11 protein-coding genes are annotated in these 14,655 nt (G+C 67.0%); 5 read left to right on the forward strand and 6 right to left on the reverse strand.

The window, feature by feature from the left end:
* Positions 1–30 precede the first annotated feature (30 nt).
* Entirely contained in the window at positions 31–636 is a 606-nt protein-coding gene (locus OU994_RS23270) for a Maf-like protein (RefSeq protein WP_281607887.1), read from the forward strand.
* A gap of 2 nt (positions 637–638) precedes the next feature.
* Positions 639–1,379: an SAM-dependent methyltransferase gene (locus OU994_RS23275; protein WP_281607888.1), complete on the forward strand. Its 741-nt coding sequence runs from the start codon at positions 639–641 to the stop codon at positions 1,377–1,379.
* Between the two features lie 51 nt (positions 1,380–1,430).
* Here OU994_RS23275 and OU994_RS23280 read toward each other — a convergent pair whose 3' ends face one another.
* The 4 genes from OU994_RS23280 to OU994_RS23295 all read right to left on the reverse strand — a co-directional run bounded on the left by OU994_RS23280 (position 1,431) and on the right by OU994_RS23295 (position 5,601).
* A complete protein-coding gene (locus tag OU994_RS23280) occupies positions 1,431–2,678 on the reverse strand; it encodes an EAL and HDOD domain-containing protein (RefSeq protein WP_281607889.1) in 1,248 nt (415 codons plus the stop codon).
* A 93-nt stretch (positions 2,679–2,771) separates the two neighbouring features.
* Positions 2,772–3,704 (reverse strand): 23S rRNA (adenine(2030)-N(6))-methyltransferase RlmJ, encoded by a 933-nt coding sequence (locus OU994_RS23285; RefSeq protein ID WP_131144866.1) that lies wholly within the window; start codon positions 3,702–3,704, stop codon positions 2,772–2,774.
* 121 nt (positions 3,705–3,825) lie between these two features.
* Positions 3,826–4,356 (reverse strand): ribonuclease E activity regulator RraA, encoded by a 531-nt coding sequence (rraA, locus tag OU994_RS23290; RefSeq protein ID WP_281607890.1) that lies wholly within the window; start codon positions 4,354–4,356, stop codon positions 3,826–3,828.
* A gap of 33 nt (positions 4,357–4,389) precedes the next feature.
* Positions 4,390–5,601: an MFS transporter gene (locus OU994_RS23295; protein ID WP_281607891.1), complete on the reverse strand. Its 1,212-nt coding sequence runs from the start codon at positions 5,599–5,601 to the stop codon at positions 4,390–4,392.
* A gap of 85 nt (positions 5,602–5,686) precedes the next feature.
* Here OU994_RS23295 and OU994_RS23300 point away from each other — a divergent pair, with 85 nt between their 5' ends.
* Positions 5,687–6,478, forward strand: a complete 792-nt coding sequence (locus OU994_RS23300; RefSeq protein ID WP_281607892.1) for a helix-turn-helix domain-containing protein — start codon at positions 5,687–5,689, stop codon at positions 6,476–6,478.
* A 101-nt stretch (positions 6,479–6,579) separates the two neighbouring features.
* On the opposite strand, the gene OU994_RS23305 is transcribed toward OU994_RS23300, so the two are convergent.
* On the reverse strand, positions 6,580–8,472 hold the full coding sequence (locus OU994_RS23305) for a methyl-accepting chemotaxis protein (RefSeq protein WP_281607893.1): 1,893 nt from the start codon (positions 8,470–8,472) through the stop codon (positions 6,580–6,582).
* 355 nt (positions 8,473–8,827) lie between these two features.
* On the opposite strand from OU994_RS23305, the gene OU994_RS23310 reads away from it, so the two are divergent.
* Entirely contained in the window at positions 8,828–9,976 is a 1,149-nt protein-coding gene (locus tag OU994_RS23310; RefSeq protein ID WP_281607894.1) for an AraC family transcriptional regulator, read from the forward strand.
* A 149-nt stretch (positions 9,977–10,125) separates the two neighbouring features.
* Positions 10,126–11,721: a glycoside hydrolase gene (locus OU994_RS23315; RefSeq protein ID WP_281607895.1), complete on the forward strand. Its 1,596-nt coding sequence runs from the start codon at positions 10,126–10,128 to the stop codon at positions 11,719–11,721.
* Here OU994_RS23315 and OU994_RS23320 read toward each other — a convergent pair.
* Positions 11,684–14,542 carry a winged helix-turn-helix domain-containing protein gene (locus OU994_RS23320; protein ID WP_281607896.1) on the reverse strand — a complete coding sequence of 953 codons (2,859 nt, stop codon included), beginning with the start codon at positions 14,540–14,542 and terminating at the stop codon, positions 11,684–11,686. The two genes, OU994_RS23315 and OU994_RS23320, sit on opposite strands and share 38 nt — an antisense overlap.
* Between the last annotated feature and the right edge of the window lie 113 nt (positions 14,543–14,655).

The following is a 14,655-nucleotide window of genomic DNA, read 5'->3' on the forward strand; positions in this document are numbered from 1 at the left end:
CAAAGCGCGTCGCCACAAGAAAATGTTTCCATGAACCAAAGACATTCCCCTCCCCCTCCGCTGATCCTCGCATCGAGCTCCACCTACCGCCGCGAACTGCTCGAACGGCTGCGGCTGCCATTCACCGTCGACGTGCCGGCGATCGATGAAGCGCCGCTGGCGGGCGAGTCGCCATCGGCCACCGCGCTGCGCCTGGCGCGCGAGAAAGCGCGGGCCGTCGCGGCGCGCCACCCCGGCAGCCTCGTGATCGGTTCCGACCAGGTCGCCACGCTGGACGACGGACAGATCGGCAAGCCCGGCACGCACGCGGCGGCCCTCGACCAGTTGCGCAGAATGCGCGGGCGCGAAGTGATCTTCCATACCGCGCTGTGCCTGTGGGATGGCCGTACCGGCAACTGCATGCTGGAAGATATCCGCACCGCCGTCACGTTCCGCGACCTGCCCGACGCCGAACTCGATGCCTACCTGCGCATCGAGCAGCCCTACGATTGTGCCGGCAGCGCCAAGAACGAAGGCCTCGGCATCGCCATCCTGGAACGCATCGATTCGTCCGATCCCACCGCCCTGACCGGCCTGCCGCTGATCGCCCTGACCGGCATGCTGCGCGCGGCCGGCGTCACCTTCTTCCAGGACTGAACATGCCCGGCACCCTTTACCTGATTCCCAATACGCTGGGCGAGACCGCGGCGCTGGACCACGTCATTCCCGACCATGTGCAGGCGACGACGGCGCAACTGGCGCATTTCGTGGCGGAAAACGCAAAGACGGCGCGCGCATTCCTGAAACGCGTGCACGCCGTGCACCCGCTGGCGCGGCCCTTGCAGGAAATCGCCATCACCGAGCTGAACGTTAATACCAGGGCGGATGCGCTGGCCGGCCTGCTGGCTCCGCTGCGGGACGGCCACGATGCCGGCCTGCTGTCGGAGGCCGGCGTGCCTGCCGTGGCCGACCCGGGTGCCGACCTGGTCCGCCTGGCCCACAAGGAAGGCATCCCCGTGAAGCCGCTGGTCGGCCCGTCGTCGCTGCTGCTGGCCGTGATGGCCAGCGGGCTGAATGGCCAGAGCTTCGCCTTCAACGGCTACCTGCCCACCGATGCCGCCGCGCGCGCCAAGCGCCTGAAGGACCTGGAACAGCGCTCGCGGGCCGAAAAGCAGACGCAGCTGTTCATTGAAACGCCGTACCGCAACGGCGCCCTGCTGGAAGCGCTGGCGACCAGCTGCCAGCCGGCCACGCTGGTCTGCGTGGCCACGGACATCAGCTTGCCGACGGAAAGCATCCGCACGCAGACGGCGGCGCAATGGAAGAGCGCACTGGCGGCGAACCGGGGGCCGGACTTCCACAAGAAGCCGACGGTCTTCCTGTTGCTGGCGGCCGGCTAGAAGAAGAAGGAAACCAGAAGACGCGGCGGTGGGCGCCGCGGGGCGCCCGTGTCAGCGCACCGGCGCGGCACTCACGCCGCTGGTGTATTGATTGATCCATTCGTACGCCGCCACCTGGCTCGCATACAGCGTGGAAGGCGCCAGGTCCAGCCGGTGCAGCAAGCCCGTCAATTCAGGACCTTCGCGCGCCTCTTCGACCAGTTCGATCAGCTTCAGCACGTCGCCGTAGTCGCCCGTGCGGTGCAGCAGGGCCGCGCGCACGTCGTCCAGCACGTTGACGCTGTCGAGGATTTCCGGCATCGCCACCGAGAACAGCGTATCCATCAGCGACATGATGCCGACCGTAAAGCCGATGTCGGCGCCGATACGCTCGCCCGGGCGCAGGTGCTCCATCAGGTTTTCCATCGTCTTGCCGCGCGTCGTCGCCAGCTGCAGCAGCGGCGAATCGTATTGATGGCCTTTCACGTACAGCAGGATCTGCAGCCAGCGCTGCAACTGCTGCCGGCCCAGCACCACCAGCGCGTGGCCGACCGAATTGATGCGGAACCGGGCACCGACCGCCGGCGTATTCACCAGGCGCAACAGGTTCAGCGTGATCAGCGGGTCGAGCTTGATGGCCCGCTCGATGTCGCGCTGGTCCGCATCGGCCGCCAGCAACTCCAGCAACTGCATCACGGCCATCTGGGATGGCGCAATCTTCTTGCCGGAGAGGATCACCGGGCGGGCGAAATAATATCCCTGGAAATATTCAAAACCCAGGTCCATGCAATGGCGGAATTCTTCCTGCGTTTCGACTTTTTCCGCCAGCAGTTTCTGGCGCGGGTTCTTCAGCGAACGGGTCAGTTCAGCCAGCGAATCGCGGGCCATGCCCTTGATGTCGATCTTGATAACGTCCATCAGCGATTGCAGCTTGGACAGGCTGTCCGAAGCGCCCACCACGTCGTCCAGGGCAAACTTGTAGCCGGCACGCTTCAATTCCGTGACGCGCGCTACCACGTCGGGCGTCGCATCGACCGATTCGAGCACTTCCAGGATGACTTTGTCGTTGGGCAGGAAGTGGATGAAGTCGCTCATCAGGCCGGCCGTGTCCACGTTCACATAGGCCAATTGTTCGCCGACCACCTTCTGCATGCCCAGTTCGGAAGCATGGGCGATCACGGAAGCGGTGGCCGCCGCGCCGTCCGTGACTTCGACGTCATGGCTGTTGGCGTTGCGGTACAGCAGCTCATAGGCAACGAGCCGCTGGGAACGATTGAGGATGGGTTGCCGCGCCAGGAAAAAATGATTGGCGTATGGCATCGGAATATCCGGGCTTACTGCCAGCGTCATGGAGGGACCTGCTAGAAAACGATGGCGCTACCTTAACCCGTCAATAACGATATGGCAACCAGTTTATGACCGCCGCGTGACATTCCGGTTGTCCTGGACGCGCCCCGCCGACTGCTCGCCACTGTCGAGCGTGAAACCCGCGCCCTTGTCGCGCCCGAGCACCTGCACGAGGTACGGCATGACGGTTTTCAGCGTTCCCGCCAGCGTGTAGGGCGGGTTCAGCACGAACATGCCGCTGGTGTGCAAGGCGATGCCGTCCGGCGTCGGCCCGGAGACCGACAGTGTCACATTCAGCCAGCTCTGCGCCGGCAGGTGCTTGAGCTTTTCGGCGAAATTGCGCGCTTCGATGCGCTGCAGCACCGGGTACCAGATCGCATACGTACCGCTCGGGAAGCGCTTCAGCGCATCGCCCAGCATGTCGACCACCTTGCGGTAATCCTGCTTGTCCTCGTACGGCGGGTCGCACAGCACCAGCGCCCGGCGCGACGGCGGCGGCAGCAATGCGCGCACGCCGAGGAAGCCATCGGCCTTGTTGACGATCACGCGCTTGCCGCGCACGGTGCTGCGCACGCCCTGGGCCGCCTTGTGCTGCTCCAGCTTGATGAAATTGTCGGACAGCAGCCGCACATCGGCCGGATGCAGTTCGAACAGGCGCAGGCGGTCCATCTCGCGTGCCACCTGCTCGGCCACATACGGCGAACCCGGGTAGTGGCGCATCTTGCCGCTCGGATTCATGCCGCGCACCAGGTTCACGTACTCGGCCAGCGGTGCCGGCAAGTCGGTGCGCTCCCACAGCGGCGCGATGCCCGTTTCGAACTCGGCGGTCTTGGTGGCCTGCATGCTGTCCAGCGCGTACACGCCGGCCCCGGCATGGGTATCGATGTAGGTGTACGCCACGTCCTTCTGGTTCAGGTATTGCAGCAGCTGGATCTGAACGAAATGCTTCAGGACATCGGCATGATTGCCGGCATGGAAGGCGTGGCGGTAACTGAACATGGTCTTCTAGGGGATGATTCGAGCCGCCATTATCCCAGAGAACCGCGCGGAACCCCAAAAAGCTCACTTTGGAGAAGCAGGCGGCGCCACGTTTTTCGGTGCCGTCGCAGCCAATGCCGCTTCAGGCCAGCCGCTGCTGGGCCACCAGGATACCGTCCGCATCCGCATACAGCCAGTCGCCCGGATTGACGGGCACGCCGGCGATCTGCACGCGCACATTGCGCTCGCCGGCGCCTTTCTTGGCGCCGCGCTGCGGGTGGGTGGCCAGTGCGCGGATGCCGATATCGCAACTGTCGATTTCCACGCTGTCGCGCACGCAGCCATCGACGACCACGCCGGCCCAGCCATTGTCCTGCGCCAGCAGCGCCAGCTGGCCACCGACCAGCGCACGCCGCAGGCTGCCGCCGCCATCGACCACCAGCACCTGCCCGTCGCCCGGCGTTTCCAGCATGGCGCGCACCAGCGCGTTATCCTCGAACACTTTCAGCGTGACCACGCGTCCGGCGAAACGGGTGCGCTTGCCGAAATGGCGCAGCACGGGCGGCAGCACCGCCAGCCGGCCATCCTCGAGCAGCATGGCATTGTCGTCGCACAGGTCGGCGGTGGCGAAATCGGTCACGAACGGAGCAATGCTGGGCGTGGCGTGGCTCATGGAAATTCCCGGGCAAGTTGGATTGCCCCGATTCTAGACGTTTTTCAGCGCCACGGCACGGGTGCTGCCACCCACGCCGACCGCCGTGCCGATGGCCAGCGCCTGGAACAGCGCGATGCCGGCAAACAGCCAGCCCGGATGGCCGGCATCCATCACCGCGCCGAAAATCAGCGGGCCCACCGAGAGGCCGGTATCGAGGCCCGAATACACGACACCGTACACGCGGCCGGTGGCGTTCTTCGGCGCGGCGGCGCGGATCATCAGGTCGCGCGACGGCCCGGCCACGCCGGAGCAGAAGCCGATCAGCGCCATCAGCGGCAGCGCCAGCCAGCCCGGCACCACGGCCATGCCCAGTACCAGCGCCAGCGCGGCGGCGATCGCGAACGCAATCGCGATATTGCGGTCATGGCTGCCGGAACCGGCGCCGACGAAACCGCCCACCACCATGCCTGCTGCCGAGGCCAGCATGTAGGCGGTATAGGAACTGGTCGCCAGCTCGCGCGAGATGCCGTACAGCTGCTCCAGCCCGATCGAGGAAAATGCCTGGATGCCGCCCAGCGACACGGCGGTCAGGAAAAAGAACGCAAAGCACATCCACACGGAAGGCAGCCGCAGAAAGGCCAGCGTGCCCTCGCCCGCCTGCTGCGCGCCGGCGTGCTGCGGCGGGTTCGGCCGCAGCACATGGCGGTTCAGCACCAGCACGGCCAGCACGGCGAACGGCAGCAGCGCGGCCAGCGCCAGCGCGGTACGCCAGCTGGCCAGTGCCGCCACGGTCGTCATGAACAGCGGCGACGCCGCCCAGCCCAGGTTGCCGCTGATGCCGTGCACCGAAAAGCCGTGCGCCAGCCGCTCGCGCGAAACGCGCTGGTTGAGCAGCGTGTAGTCGGCCGGATGGAAGATGCTGTTGCCGATGCCGGCCAGCAGCGCGCCCGCCATCAGCGCGGCATAGCTGCCGGCCACCGACAGCACCAGTGCCGACACGCCCAGCATGCCGACGCCGAAGAACAGCACGCGCCGCGCGCCGACCCGGTCGACCACGAAGCCGGCGCATGCCTGCCCCACGCCGGAGACGACGAAGAAGACCGTCATCAGCAGCCCCAGCTGCGAATAGCTGAGGTCGAAGGCGGGCTTCAGCCACGGAAACAGCGCGGCCAGAATCAAATGGTAGAAGTGCGACGTGCCGTGCGCGAGCCCGACCAGGCCAATCACGCGGGCGTCCTGGCGGAAGGTTGGTTCGTTTTTCATGTCAGCCCATGTTCAAAAGGCCAGTGTAAGAAAAACGGCGGCGCCTGTTTTAAAATAGGATGTCAACATTTGTCGAAATCCTGCCATGTCGGTCCCTGTCGTCCGCCACACCCTGCCTTATCCGGATGGCTTCGAGCCCACCGTGGAGCGTCCGATCACGCTGATCGCCCGCGACCTCGACCGCAGCGATTCGATGCTGCCGCACCGCCATGCCTGGGGCCAGCTGACACACGCGCTCGATGGCGTGCTGCGCGTGACGGCGGCCGGCAGCACGTGGATCGTGCCGCCGTCGCGCGCGGTGTGGATCGCGCCCGGCGTGGAACATGCGGTGACGGTGATGCAGGCGATCCGGCTGCGGCCGGTGCGCATCCTGGCCGAACGGGCACCGTTCCCGGACGAGGCATGCCGGGTGCTGGAGGTGTCCACGCTGCTGCGCGAACTGATCCTGGGGCTGGAGCAGCTGCCGCCGCTGGCGCCGTCGCCGCGGGCCACGCTGCTGTCGGAACTGATGCTCGATGAAATGGCCCGCTGTGAAACCCGGCCGATCCGCGTGCCGCTGCCGCGCGACAAGCGGCTGCAAAGCCTGTGCACGCGCCTGATCGAAGCACCCGGCGCCCCGTTGACGCTGGCCGACTGGGCGCGCCAGGCCGGCGCGTCGGAACGCACGCTGGCGCGCCTGTTCGAGCGGGAGCTCGGCATGAGCTTCGGCCAATGGCGCCAGCAGGTGCGCCTGGCCCATGCCGCGCCAATGATCGCCGGCGGCATGCCGCTGGCGCGGGTCGCCGAAGAACTGGGCTATGCCAGCCAGTCGGCGTTTTCGCAGATGTTCCGCAAGACCTTCGGCACCACGCCCAGCGCGTTTTTCAGCGAACGCTGAACACGTGAGGTTGACTGCCTGAGCCTGACTACCTGACGCTGGCTGCGTGAAGTTGACTACCTGACGCTGGCTGATTGTCACTCGCCATCCGCCGCTGTCCCTCACGAAGACCTGGCAAGGCGTGCCATCGGCGCCGCCGGCCGGCTGGCCGGCGCCGGGTCCGGTGCCGCGAGCCGGAAGGTGCCGACCACCTGCTCCAGCGCGGCCGCCTGCATGCGCAGCGATTCGGCCGCGGCGGCCGCCTCTTCGACCAGCGCCGCATTCTGCTGCGTGGCATTGTCCATCTCGCCGATCGCCCCGTTCACCTGGCCGATGCCCTGGCTTTGCTCGTGGCTCGCGGTGGAGATCTGCGCCACCAGGTCGGCCACCTGCTGCACCGACCGCACGATGTCCGCCATCGCCCCACCGGCGCCATCGGCCAGCCTGCTGCCGGCGTCGACCTGGTCGACCGAGGCCAGGATCAGGTCCTTGATTTCCTTGGCGGCGGTGGCCGAACGCTGCGCCAGGTTGCGCACCTCGGAGGCGACGACGGCGAAGCCGCGGCCCTGTTCGCCCGCGCGCGCCGCTTCCACGGCGGCATTCAGTGCCAGGATATTGGTCTGGAACGCGATGCCGTCGATGACGCCGATGATATCGGCGATGCGCCGCGAGCTGCCGGTGATCGCGCCCATCATGTCGACCACCTGCGCCACCACGGTACCGCCCTTGCGCGCCGCCTCCGCGGTAGTGGCCATCAGCGCATTGGCCTGCGCCGCGTTATCGGCATTGCTGCGCACGGTGCCCGTCAATTCTTCCATCGCTGCGGCGGTTTCCTCCAGGCTCGAGGCCTGCGCTTCCGTGCGGTTCGACAGGTCGAGGTTGCCCGTGGCGATCTCGCCGGTGGCGGTGGCGATCTGGTGCGCGCTTTCCCGTACCTGCAGGATCGTGCCGTTCAGCGAAGAAATGAACCGGTTGAAGGCGCCGGCCAGCGCGCCGATCTCGTCCTCCGACTCCACGCGCATCCGGCGGCTCAGGTCGCCGTTACCGTCGGCGATCTCGCCCAGCATCGTCGCGGCCCGCATCACCGGTGCGGCGATGGCGCGGCTGATCAGCCAGATACCGGCCAGGCCCACGCCGCCGCCCACCAGGCCGGCGATCAGCGCGGCGATCGTGGCCGAGCGCGCGATATCGCCCAGCACTTCGCTTTCCGGCACGCGCGCCAGCACGTACAGGTTCAGTTCGCGGATATACGAGGAGGCCACCAGCACCCTGCCCTGCGGGCCGTCGATGGCCGCGTGCGCGAAAGGCTGGCCGCCGAACAGCGCCTTCACCACCGCGGCACCGAAGCCCGGCTGGTCCTGCAGCAAGTGCTTGCCGTCGGCCAGTTGCGGATCGCGGTCGATCAGCAGCACGCCGTTCGGGCGCACCAGCGAAACCGAACCCGTTTCGCCCAGCCGGAAGTTGCGCACCGTGTTGGCCAGGTCGTTCACGGCCAGGCCGATGCCGGCGACGGCCAGCTTGCCGCCCGCCGTCTGCACGCGATTGTTAATGAACAGCATGTAGCTGTTCGCGCGGGTGTCCCTGTCGATGTCCAGGCGATACGGCACGTTGCTGGACAAGAAACCATAGAACCATTCGTCGCTCGCCTTTCCCGGCGCCAGCGTGCGGTCGTAGCCCTCTTCGGTGAAGTACTTGCCGGTTTCCTTCGATACCCAGAATACCGCGGCGGCCTGGTTCTTCTCCTTCAGGTGGCGCGCGTAGGTCTGCCACGCGGCGGTTCCTTCGTCCGGCAGGCCGGCATCTTCCCAGGCATGGACATAGGTGTCGTTGGCCAGCGTTTCCGACACGGCCAGCGTGCGGCCGATCTGGCGCAGCACGTCGTTGCGGATTTCGCCTACCTGCGCCGGCAACTCTTGCGTCAATGCACGCGAGCGTGCGCGTTCGCCGTTCATCGCCACGCTCATCACGGAAGAGATGGCCATGAAGACCAGCAGGCACATGCCCATGCTCAGCATGAGCTTCTTCTGGATTGACAATTTTTTAATGAGCTTCATCATTAATTTCCAAGAGGTAATTTCTTCTTTAGAGTGTATGCACTTGCAAGCTGCACGCTACAGAAATATTCCACAAGGAAATATCACTATTTCCTGCTGATTCATATACGCAACAAGCTATTGACTCTTTCGAAACAATGCCCTGGCTGCCGGCCCCCGGCCAGGCGAAAAGATGGCGAAAAGGCAGGCGGGAGGCGGCGTGCGGCCACTGCGGCCGGGAAACGGCAAGTGTCTTCGAAGGCGGCGGGCGATGCGAAAGGATGACGGGCGGCTCCTTGCACCAAGCCCCGCCCGCCTCTATGATTGCGCTCACATCATGGGCGCCTTCTACCGAAAAACACTGGCCGCGCTACTCTGCCTGCTGGCCGGCAGCCTGTTGCTGGGCTATGCCTGCGTCGACCGCAGCTACCTGCACACGCCGCTGCTGCCGGCCCGCGACGGCGTGCTGCCCTGGCATGCGGGCACCAGCCTGGACCACAAAGGGGCCGCCACGACCATCGCGATCCATGAAGACCGGCAGCGGCTGCGCTTCGGTTTCCGCCTCGTGCCCTCCTCGGCCTACCCGTTCGCGGCGGCGGACCTGCTGTTCGAAGACCGCCACGGCAAGCCGGCGCACATCGACCTGTCGCGTTACGATTCGCTCACCTTCGGCGCCCGCTGCACCCCCGCCAACACGCTGATGGTGAGCGTGCCGACCTTCGACGACCGCGTTTCGCGGCGCAACGACCTGCTGAGCTACCGCACGCCGACCGCCTTCTTCGCCTGCACCGTGGCGGGCACGCGGGTGGAAATCGACCTGACGCGGCTGGAAACACCGCAATGGTGGTTCGACATGTTCAAGCTCGACCTTTCCCACCAGGCCTATAAACTCGACCGGGTGCCGAAAATCGCCATCGGCAGCACCTTTCAAAGTCCGGTGAATATCGCCTCGACGGTCGTCATCGATGCGCTGGTTTTGAATGGCCGCGATTTCCGCTACCTGTACGCGCTGGCCGCGATATTGACCGTGGCCTGGTCCGGATTCGCGGTATGGTTTTTCCGCCAGCATGCCGCCGCACTGGTGGCGGACGTGCGGGAAAAACTGCAAAAGGATTTGCCATTCGTCGCCTACCAGCAGCTTTCGCTGGAACCGCATCGCGACCGGGAAAAGGCGGCGGTATTGCGCTTTATCGCCACCCATTATGCCGATGCGGGAATGGAACTCGACAAGGTAGTGGCGGCAACGGGCGTGAACCGCAACAAGCTGAACGACATTTTGAAGGCTGAACTGGGGTTTACCTTCACCGCCTACCTGAACAAGCTGCGCCTGACGGAAGCGGCCCGGCTGCTGTCGGAAAACGATGCGCTGGCGGTGGCGGAAATCGCCTATTCGGTCGGCTATGCCAATGTGTCCTACTTCAACAAGCTCTTCAAGGAAGAATACGGTTGCACGCCGAAGGCGTTCCGCACCGCGTGCGCAAACTGACATTCGCGCACGAATTTCTTCAACTATCCGCATTCCGCCAGGGTTTGCGCGCCGCGTGCTAACGGCTTTCCGCCCCTCGCCCGCACACTGCGCGGCAGTGCGCCGGCTGCCGGCCGGCGCCGTTCAACCATCCGGAGCGAGACAGATTCATGCAACAACCTGACAAAGCAACACTCCTCACCGCGGCCTTGCTGGGCGCCGTGCTGTCCTGGTCGCAGGCCGCAACCGCGCAGCAACGCGATATCGACGTGCATGTCGGCCAGGTGGCCGGCAAGCTCGACAAGACATTCAACGAAGTCATCGGCGCCGGCCGCGCCAATGAGGGATTGCGCGCCGACTGGCAGCAGCAACTCGCCGAAATAAAGCGTGACACCGGTTTCCGCTATATCCGCATGCATGGCCTGCTGTCGGATGACATGGGCGTCTATAAAATCGATGCGCAGGGAAAAGAACACTACAATTTCCAGTATATCGATGCACTGTACGATTATCTGCTGAGTATCGGCGTAAAACCTTTCGTCGAACTGGGTTTCATGCCCTCCGCAATGGCCAGTGGCGACAAAACCATTTTCTGGTGGCGCGGCAATGTCACGCCGCCACGCGATTATGCGAAATGGGGCGAGCTCGTCAAAAAGCTGACGGAGCACTGGACCGAGCGTTATGGGCAAGCCGAGGTGGCCACCTGGTATTTCGAAGTCTGGAATGAACCGAACCTCGATGGTTTCTGGGCCGGCACGCAGGCCGAGTATTTCCGGCTGTACGACCACGCGGCCCGGGCGATCAAGAGTGTCAGCCCGGCTTACCGGGTCGGCGGGCCGGCCACCGCCGGCGCGGCCTGGATCCCGGAGATGATCGCGCATGCCACCACGAACAAGGTGCCGCTCGATTTCGTCAGCACGCACACGTATGGCGTGAACCAGGGTTTCCTCGACGAATTCGGTACCACCGGTACCGTGCTGAGCAAGGATGATGGCGCCATCGTCAACGACGTGCTGAAGAACCGCCGCGAGATCGCCGCGTCGGCCCTGCCGAAGCTGCCGCTGCATTACACGGAATGGAGTTCCTCGTACACGCCGTCCGACCCCACGCACGACAGCTACCACCAGGCCGCCTACATCCTGCAGAAGCTGAAGCAGACGGGCAATGCCGCGCAGTCGATGTCGTACTGGGTATTCACCGATATCTTCGAGGAAGCCGGCCCCCGTTTCGAGGCCTTCCATGGGGGCTTCGGCCTGATGAACACCCAGGGCATCAAGAAGCCCGCCTACTTCGCCTACCAGTTCCTGAACCAGCTCGGCAGCCAGGAATTGCGCAACGGCGACGCGAAGTCGATCGCCACCGTCGACGGCAATGGCGACGTCGGCATGCTGCTGTGGGACTACACGCACACGCTGCCCGCAAACATCAACAACCAGCAGTACTTCATCAAGGACCTGCCGCCCAAGGCCAAGGGCGAGGTACGGGTCACGCTGCGCGGCGTGAAGCCGGGCGCCTACACGCTGGCCATCTCGCAGGCCGGCTATCGCCGGAACGACGCCTTCACGGCCTATATCGGCATGGGCTCGCCGGCGCAGCTGACGCGCCAGCAAGTCGCGGAACTGAAGGCGCAGGCCACCGGCGCGCCATCGGAGCAGCGTACGGTGCGGGTCGGCGGCGACGGCAAGTTCAGCGTGGCGCTGCCGCTGCGCGAAAACGATGTGGTCCTGCTCAAGCTGAGCAGCGCTCCAGGCAAGCCTGCGCAGTGATCACGTCGCGCGAGGCACCGCCTTCGCGGTAGCGCGCCAGCACCGGCGCCAGCACGGCGGCCGCATCGCCGCCATGCCCGTCCACGCTGCCGCTGGCATGCTGGCGCGACAGCAGTCCCGCCAGGCTGGTGCCGGCACGCAGTTCCCAGGCCAGCGCGCCCTGGCGATGCGCCAGCGCCAGCGCCTGGCGGAATACCCGTCCAGCCTGCGCACCGGCGCCCACCCGTGCGAGCTGTTCGCCCCAGCAGCGCAACAGCTCCGGCGCGGCCCAGCCGGCCCGGCCATCGCAGGCACGCGCCAGCGATGCCGGCGTCATCAACCCGGCGTGCAGCGTGGGCAGCATGTCCAGGTGCAGGCCGGTGCACGATGGATGGCGCAGCAGCGCATCGGCCGGTTCGGCCGTGTTGACCGAGATGGCCGAGAGGGCCATTTCCGCACCCATGCCATCCGTCCCGCCATCGTGCCGCTGCAGCGCGGCACGGAACGCGCGGGCCCAGAACGCCCAGTGGGCCAGGCGGTCGCGCGCCGCGCGCTCGGCCATCATGGCGATGCAGCGCCGCGCCATCGGCAGGTCGCCGCTCCACAGGGCCACCGGTATCGCCAGCACCAGCGCGAAGCACAGCGACACCGAATGATCCAGCCGCAGCGCCTCGTCGACGCCCTCGCGCGCGGCAAGCAAGGCCTGCTCCGGCATGCCTTGCAGCCACAGCACGCGGCCATGGATCGCCAGCGACGACACGCGCTGGTCGAACTGGAACCCGGCGGCACCAGGGGCGCGGCGCGCCGGGTGCACCACCGCGTCCGCATGCGCGCGCGCCGCGTGCTGGTCGCCGAGGTAGTGCCTGGCCCGGGCCAGCAGCCGCTGCTGCGCCTGGCCGCCGTCGTCCATGCCGGCGGCGCGGGCCAGCGGGCCGAAGCGGCGGGCCAGCTCGAACGCCCGGGCGTAGTCGCCCTGCAGCAGCGCATCGGCATAGCAGCCCCACAGCGCGCGCACCGCGGCGCCGTGGTCGCCCAGCCGCTCGGCCAGCGCCAGCGCCCGGCCAAAGGCCTCGGCGCGCGGTGCGGCCACCTCGCCCGCATGCAGCAATGTGTGGCCGAGCGCCAGGTTCAGCGCCGCCGCCAGCGGCAGGCCGGCCGATCCGGCCGCGGTGGCGCAGGCCAGGGCCGGACCGAGGCGGGCGCGGTAATCCTCCATCATCGAATGGCGGTACCACAGCGGCGCCGAGGCGGCGGCCAGGCGCGCCCCCAGCAGCGGCGCGCCGCCCGGACCGAAGGCCCAGTCGAGGGCGGCGCGCACGTCATCCAGGCGCAGCTCCTGCACCACCGCGTCCAGTGCGCCCGCATCACGGTCGGCGCGGGCCAGCAGCATGCAGCAGTAACGCAGGTGGCGCTCGGCCACGGCGCCCTCCTCGCCGGCCGCGCGCAACTGCTCGAGCGCATAGGCGCGGGTGGTATCGAGCAGGCGGTAGCACCCGTCCGTGTCGGCGGCGAGCATCGATTTCGCCGCCAGCTGCCCCATGTGGCCGGCCAGCGCGGGTGTGCCGAAGTCGCCGCAGCCGGCGACCGCCGCGGCACCTTCGGCCGTGAAGCTGCCGCGGAACACGGCCAGGCGCCGCAGCACGGCCTGCTCGGCGGGCGCCAGCAGCGCATGGCTCCAGTCGAGGGTGGCGCGCAAGGTCTGGTGGCGCGGCAGTGCCGTGCGGCGACCGCGCGTCAGCACGGCGAAGCGGTCGGACAGCCGGCGCGCCAGTTCCTGCACGCCGAAGAAGGCTGCGCGGCCGGCCGCCAGTTCGAGCGCCAGCGGAATGCCGTCGAGCCGGCGGCAGATCTCGGCCACGGCAGCCGCGTTGTGCGCATCGAGCACGAAGCCGCCATCGGCGCTGGCGCGTTCGACGAACAGCTGCACCGATGGGTAGGTGCCCAGTGCCGCAGGGTCGGAAAACTGCGTGGGCGGCTGCGTGGTCAAATGCGCGGAAACCGGCGCGGCCGGTACCGCCAGCGGTGGCAGCCGGAACACGCGTTCGCCGTCGGCGCGCAACGGTTCCCGGCTGGTGGCGAGAAGATGCAGCTCGCGCGTCTGCCCCAGCAGGGCGGTGGCCAGCGCGCGCGCCGCATCGATCAGGTGTTCGCAGCCATCCAGCACGAGCAGCCCGCGGCCGGTGCGCAAGGCCTGCGGCAGGGAGCCGGCCAGCGCCTCGGCGGACAGCGGCGCGGCCAGCCCGAATGCCCGCGCCACCGCGCCCGGCAGCAGCGCCGGATCGGCCAGCGGCGCCAGGTCCGCCACATATACGTGCCGGCCGAAGCGTGCCGCGGCGCGCCCGGCAAGCGCCTGCGCCACCGATGTCTTGCCCATGCCGCCCGGGCCGGCGATCGTCAGCAGGCGCGTGCCGGCCAGCTCGCGCACCAGATGGTCGAGCACCTGGGCGCGGCCCACCAGCCGGGGCTGCGCCGGCAGGAGCGCGCAATGCGGCGCCACGATCGCCGGCTCGCGTGCCGGGTGCAGGGGCGCGACGAAGCTGTAGCCCCGGCCCACCACGTTCTCCACATAGGGCTGGTCGTTGCCCAGCGCCTTGCGCAGCGCGCCGATGTGCACGCGCAGGTTGCCTTCCTCGACCACCGTGCGCGGCCATACGCAGGCGATCAGTTCGTCCTTGCCGACCACCGTGCCGGCCCGCTCGACGAGCGCGACCAGCAGGTCGAAGGCGCGCCCCGTCAGGCGCACCGGCATGCCGTGCCGGTACAGCGCGCGTTCGTGCGGCACCAGGCGGAATGCGCCGAAGGCCACCTCGCCGATCGGAGGCCGCCACTGCTGTCGGTCCATGTTCCCTTACCTCGAAAGCCGGATTGATTTCCGGCCCGGCTGATTTTAACGTAACGCTTACCCGGCGTTCATCATCCGCCATCGTGAATCATTCGTCATCGTTAGCCATCCAC

The organism is Pseudoduganella sp. SL102, from assembly GCF_027856995.1.
GTDB lineage: Bacteria > Pseudomonadota > Gammaproteobacteria > Burkholderiales > Burkholderiaceae_D > Rugamonas > Rugamonas albidiflava.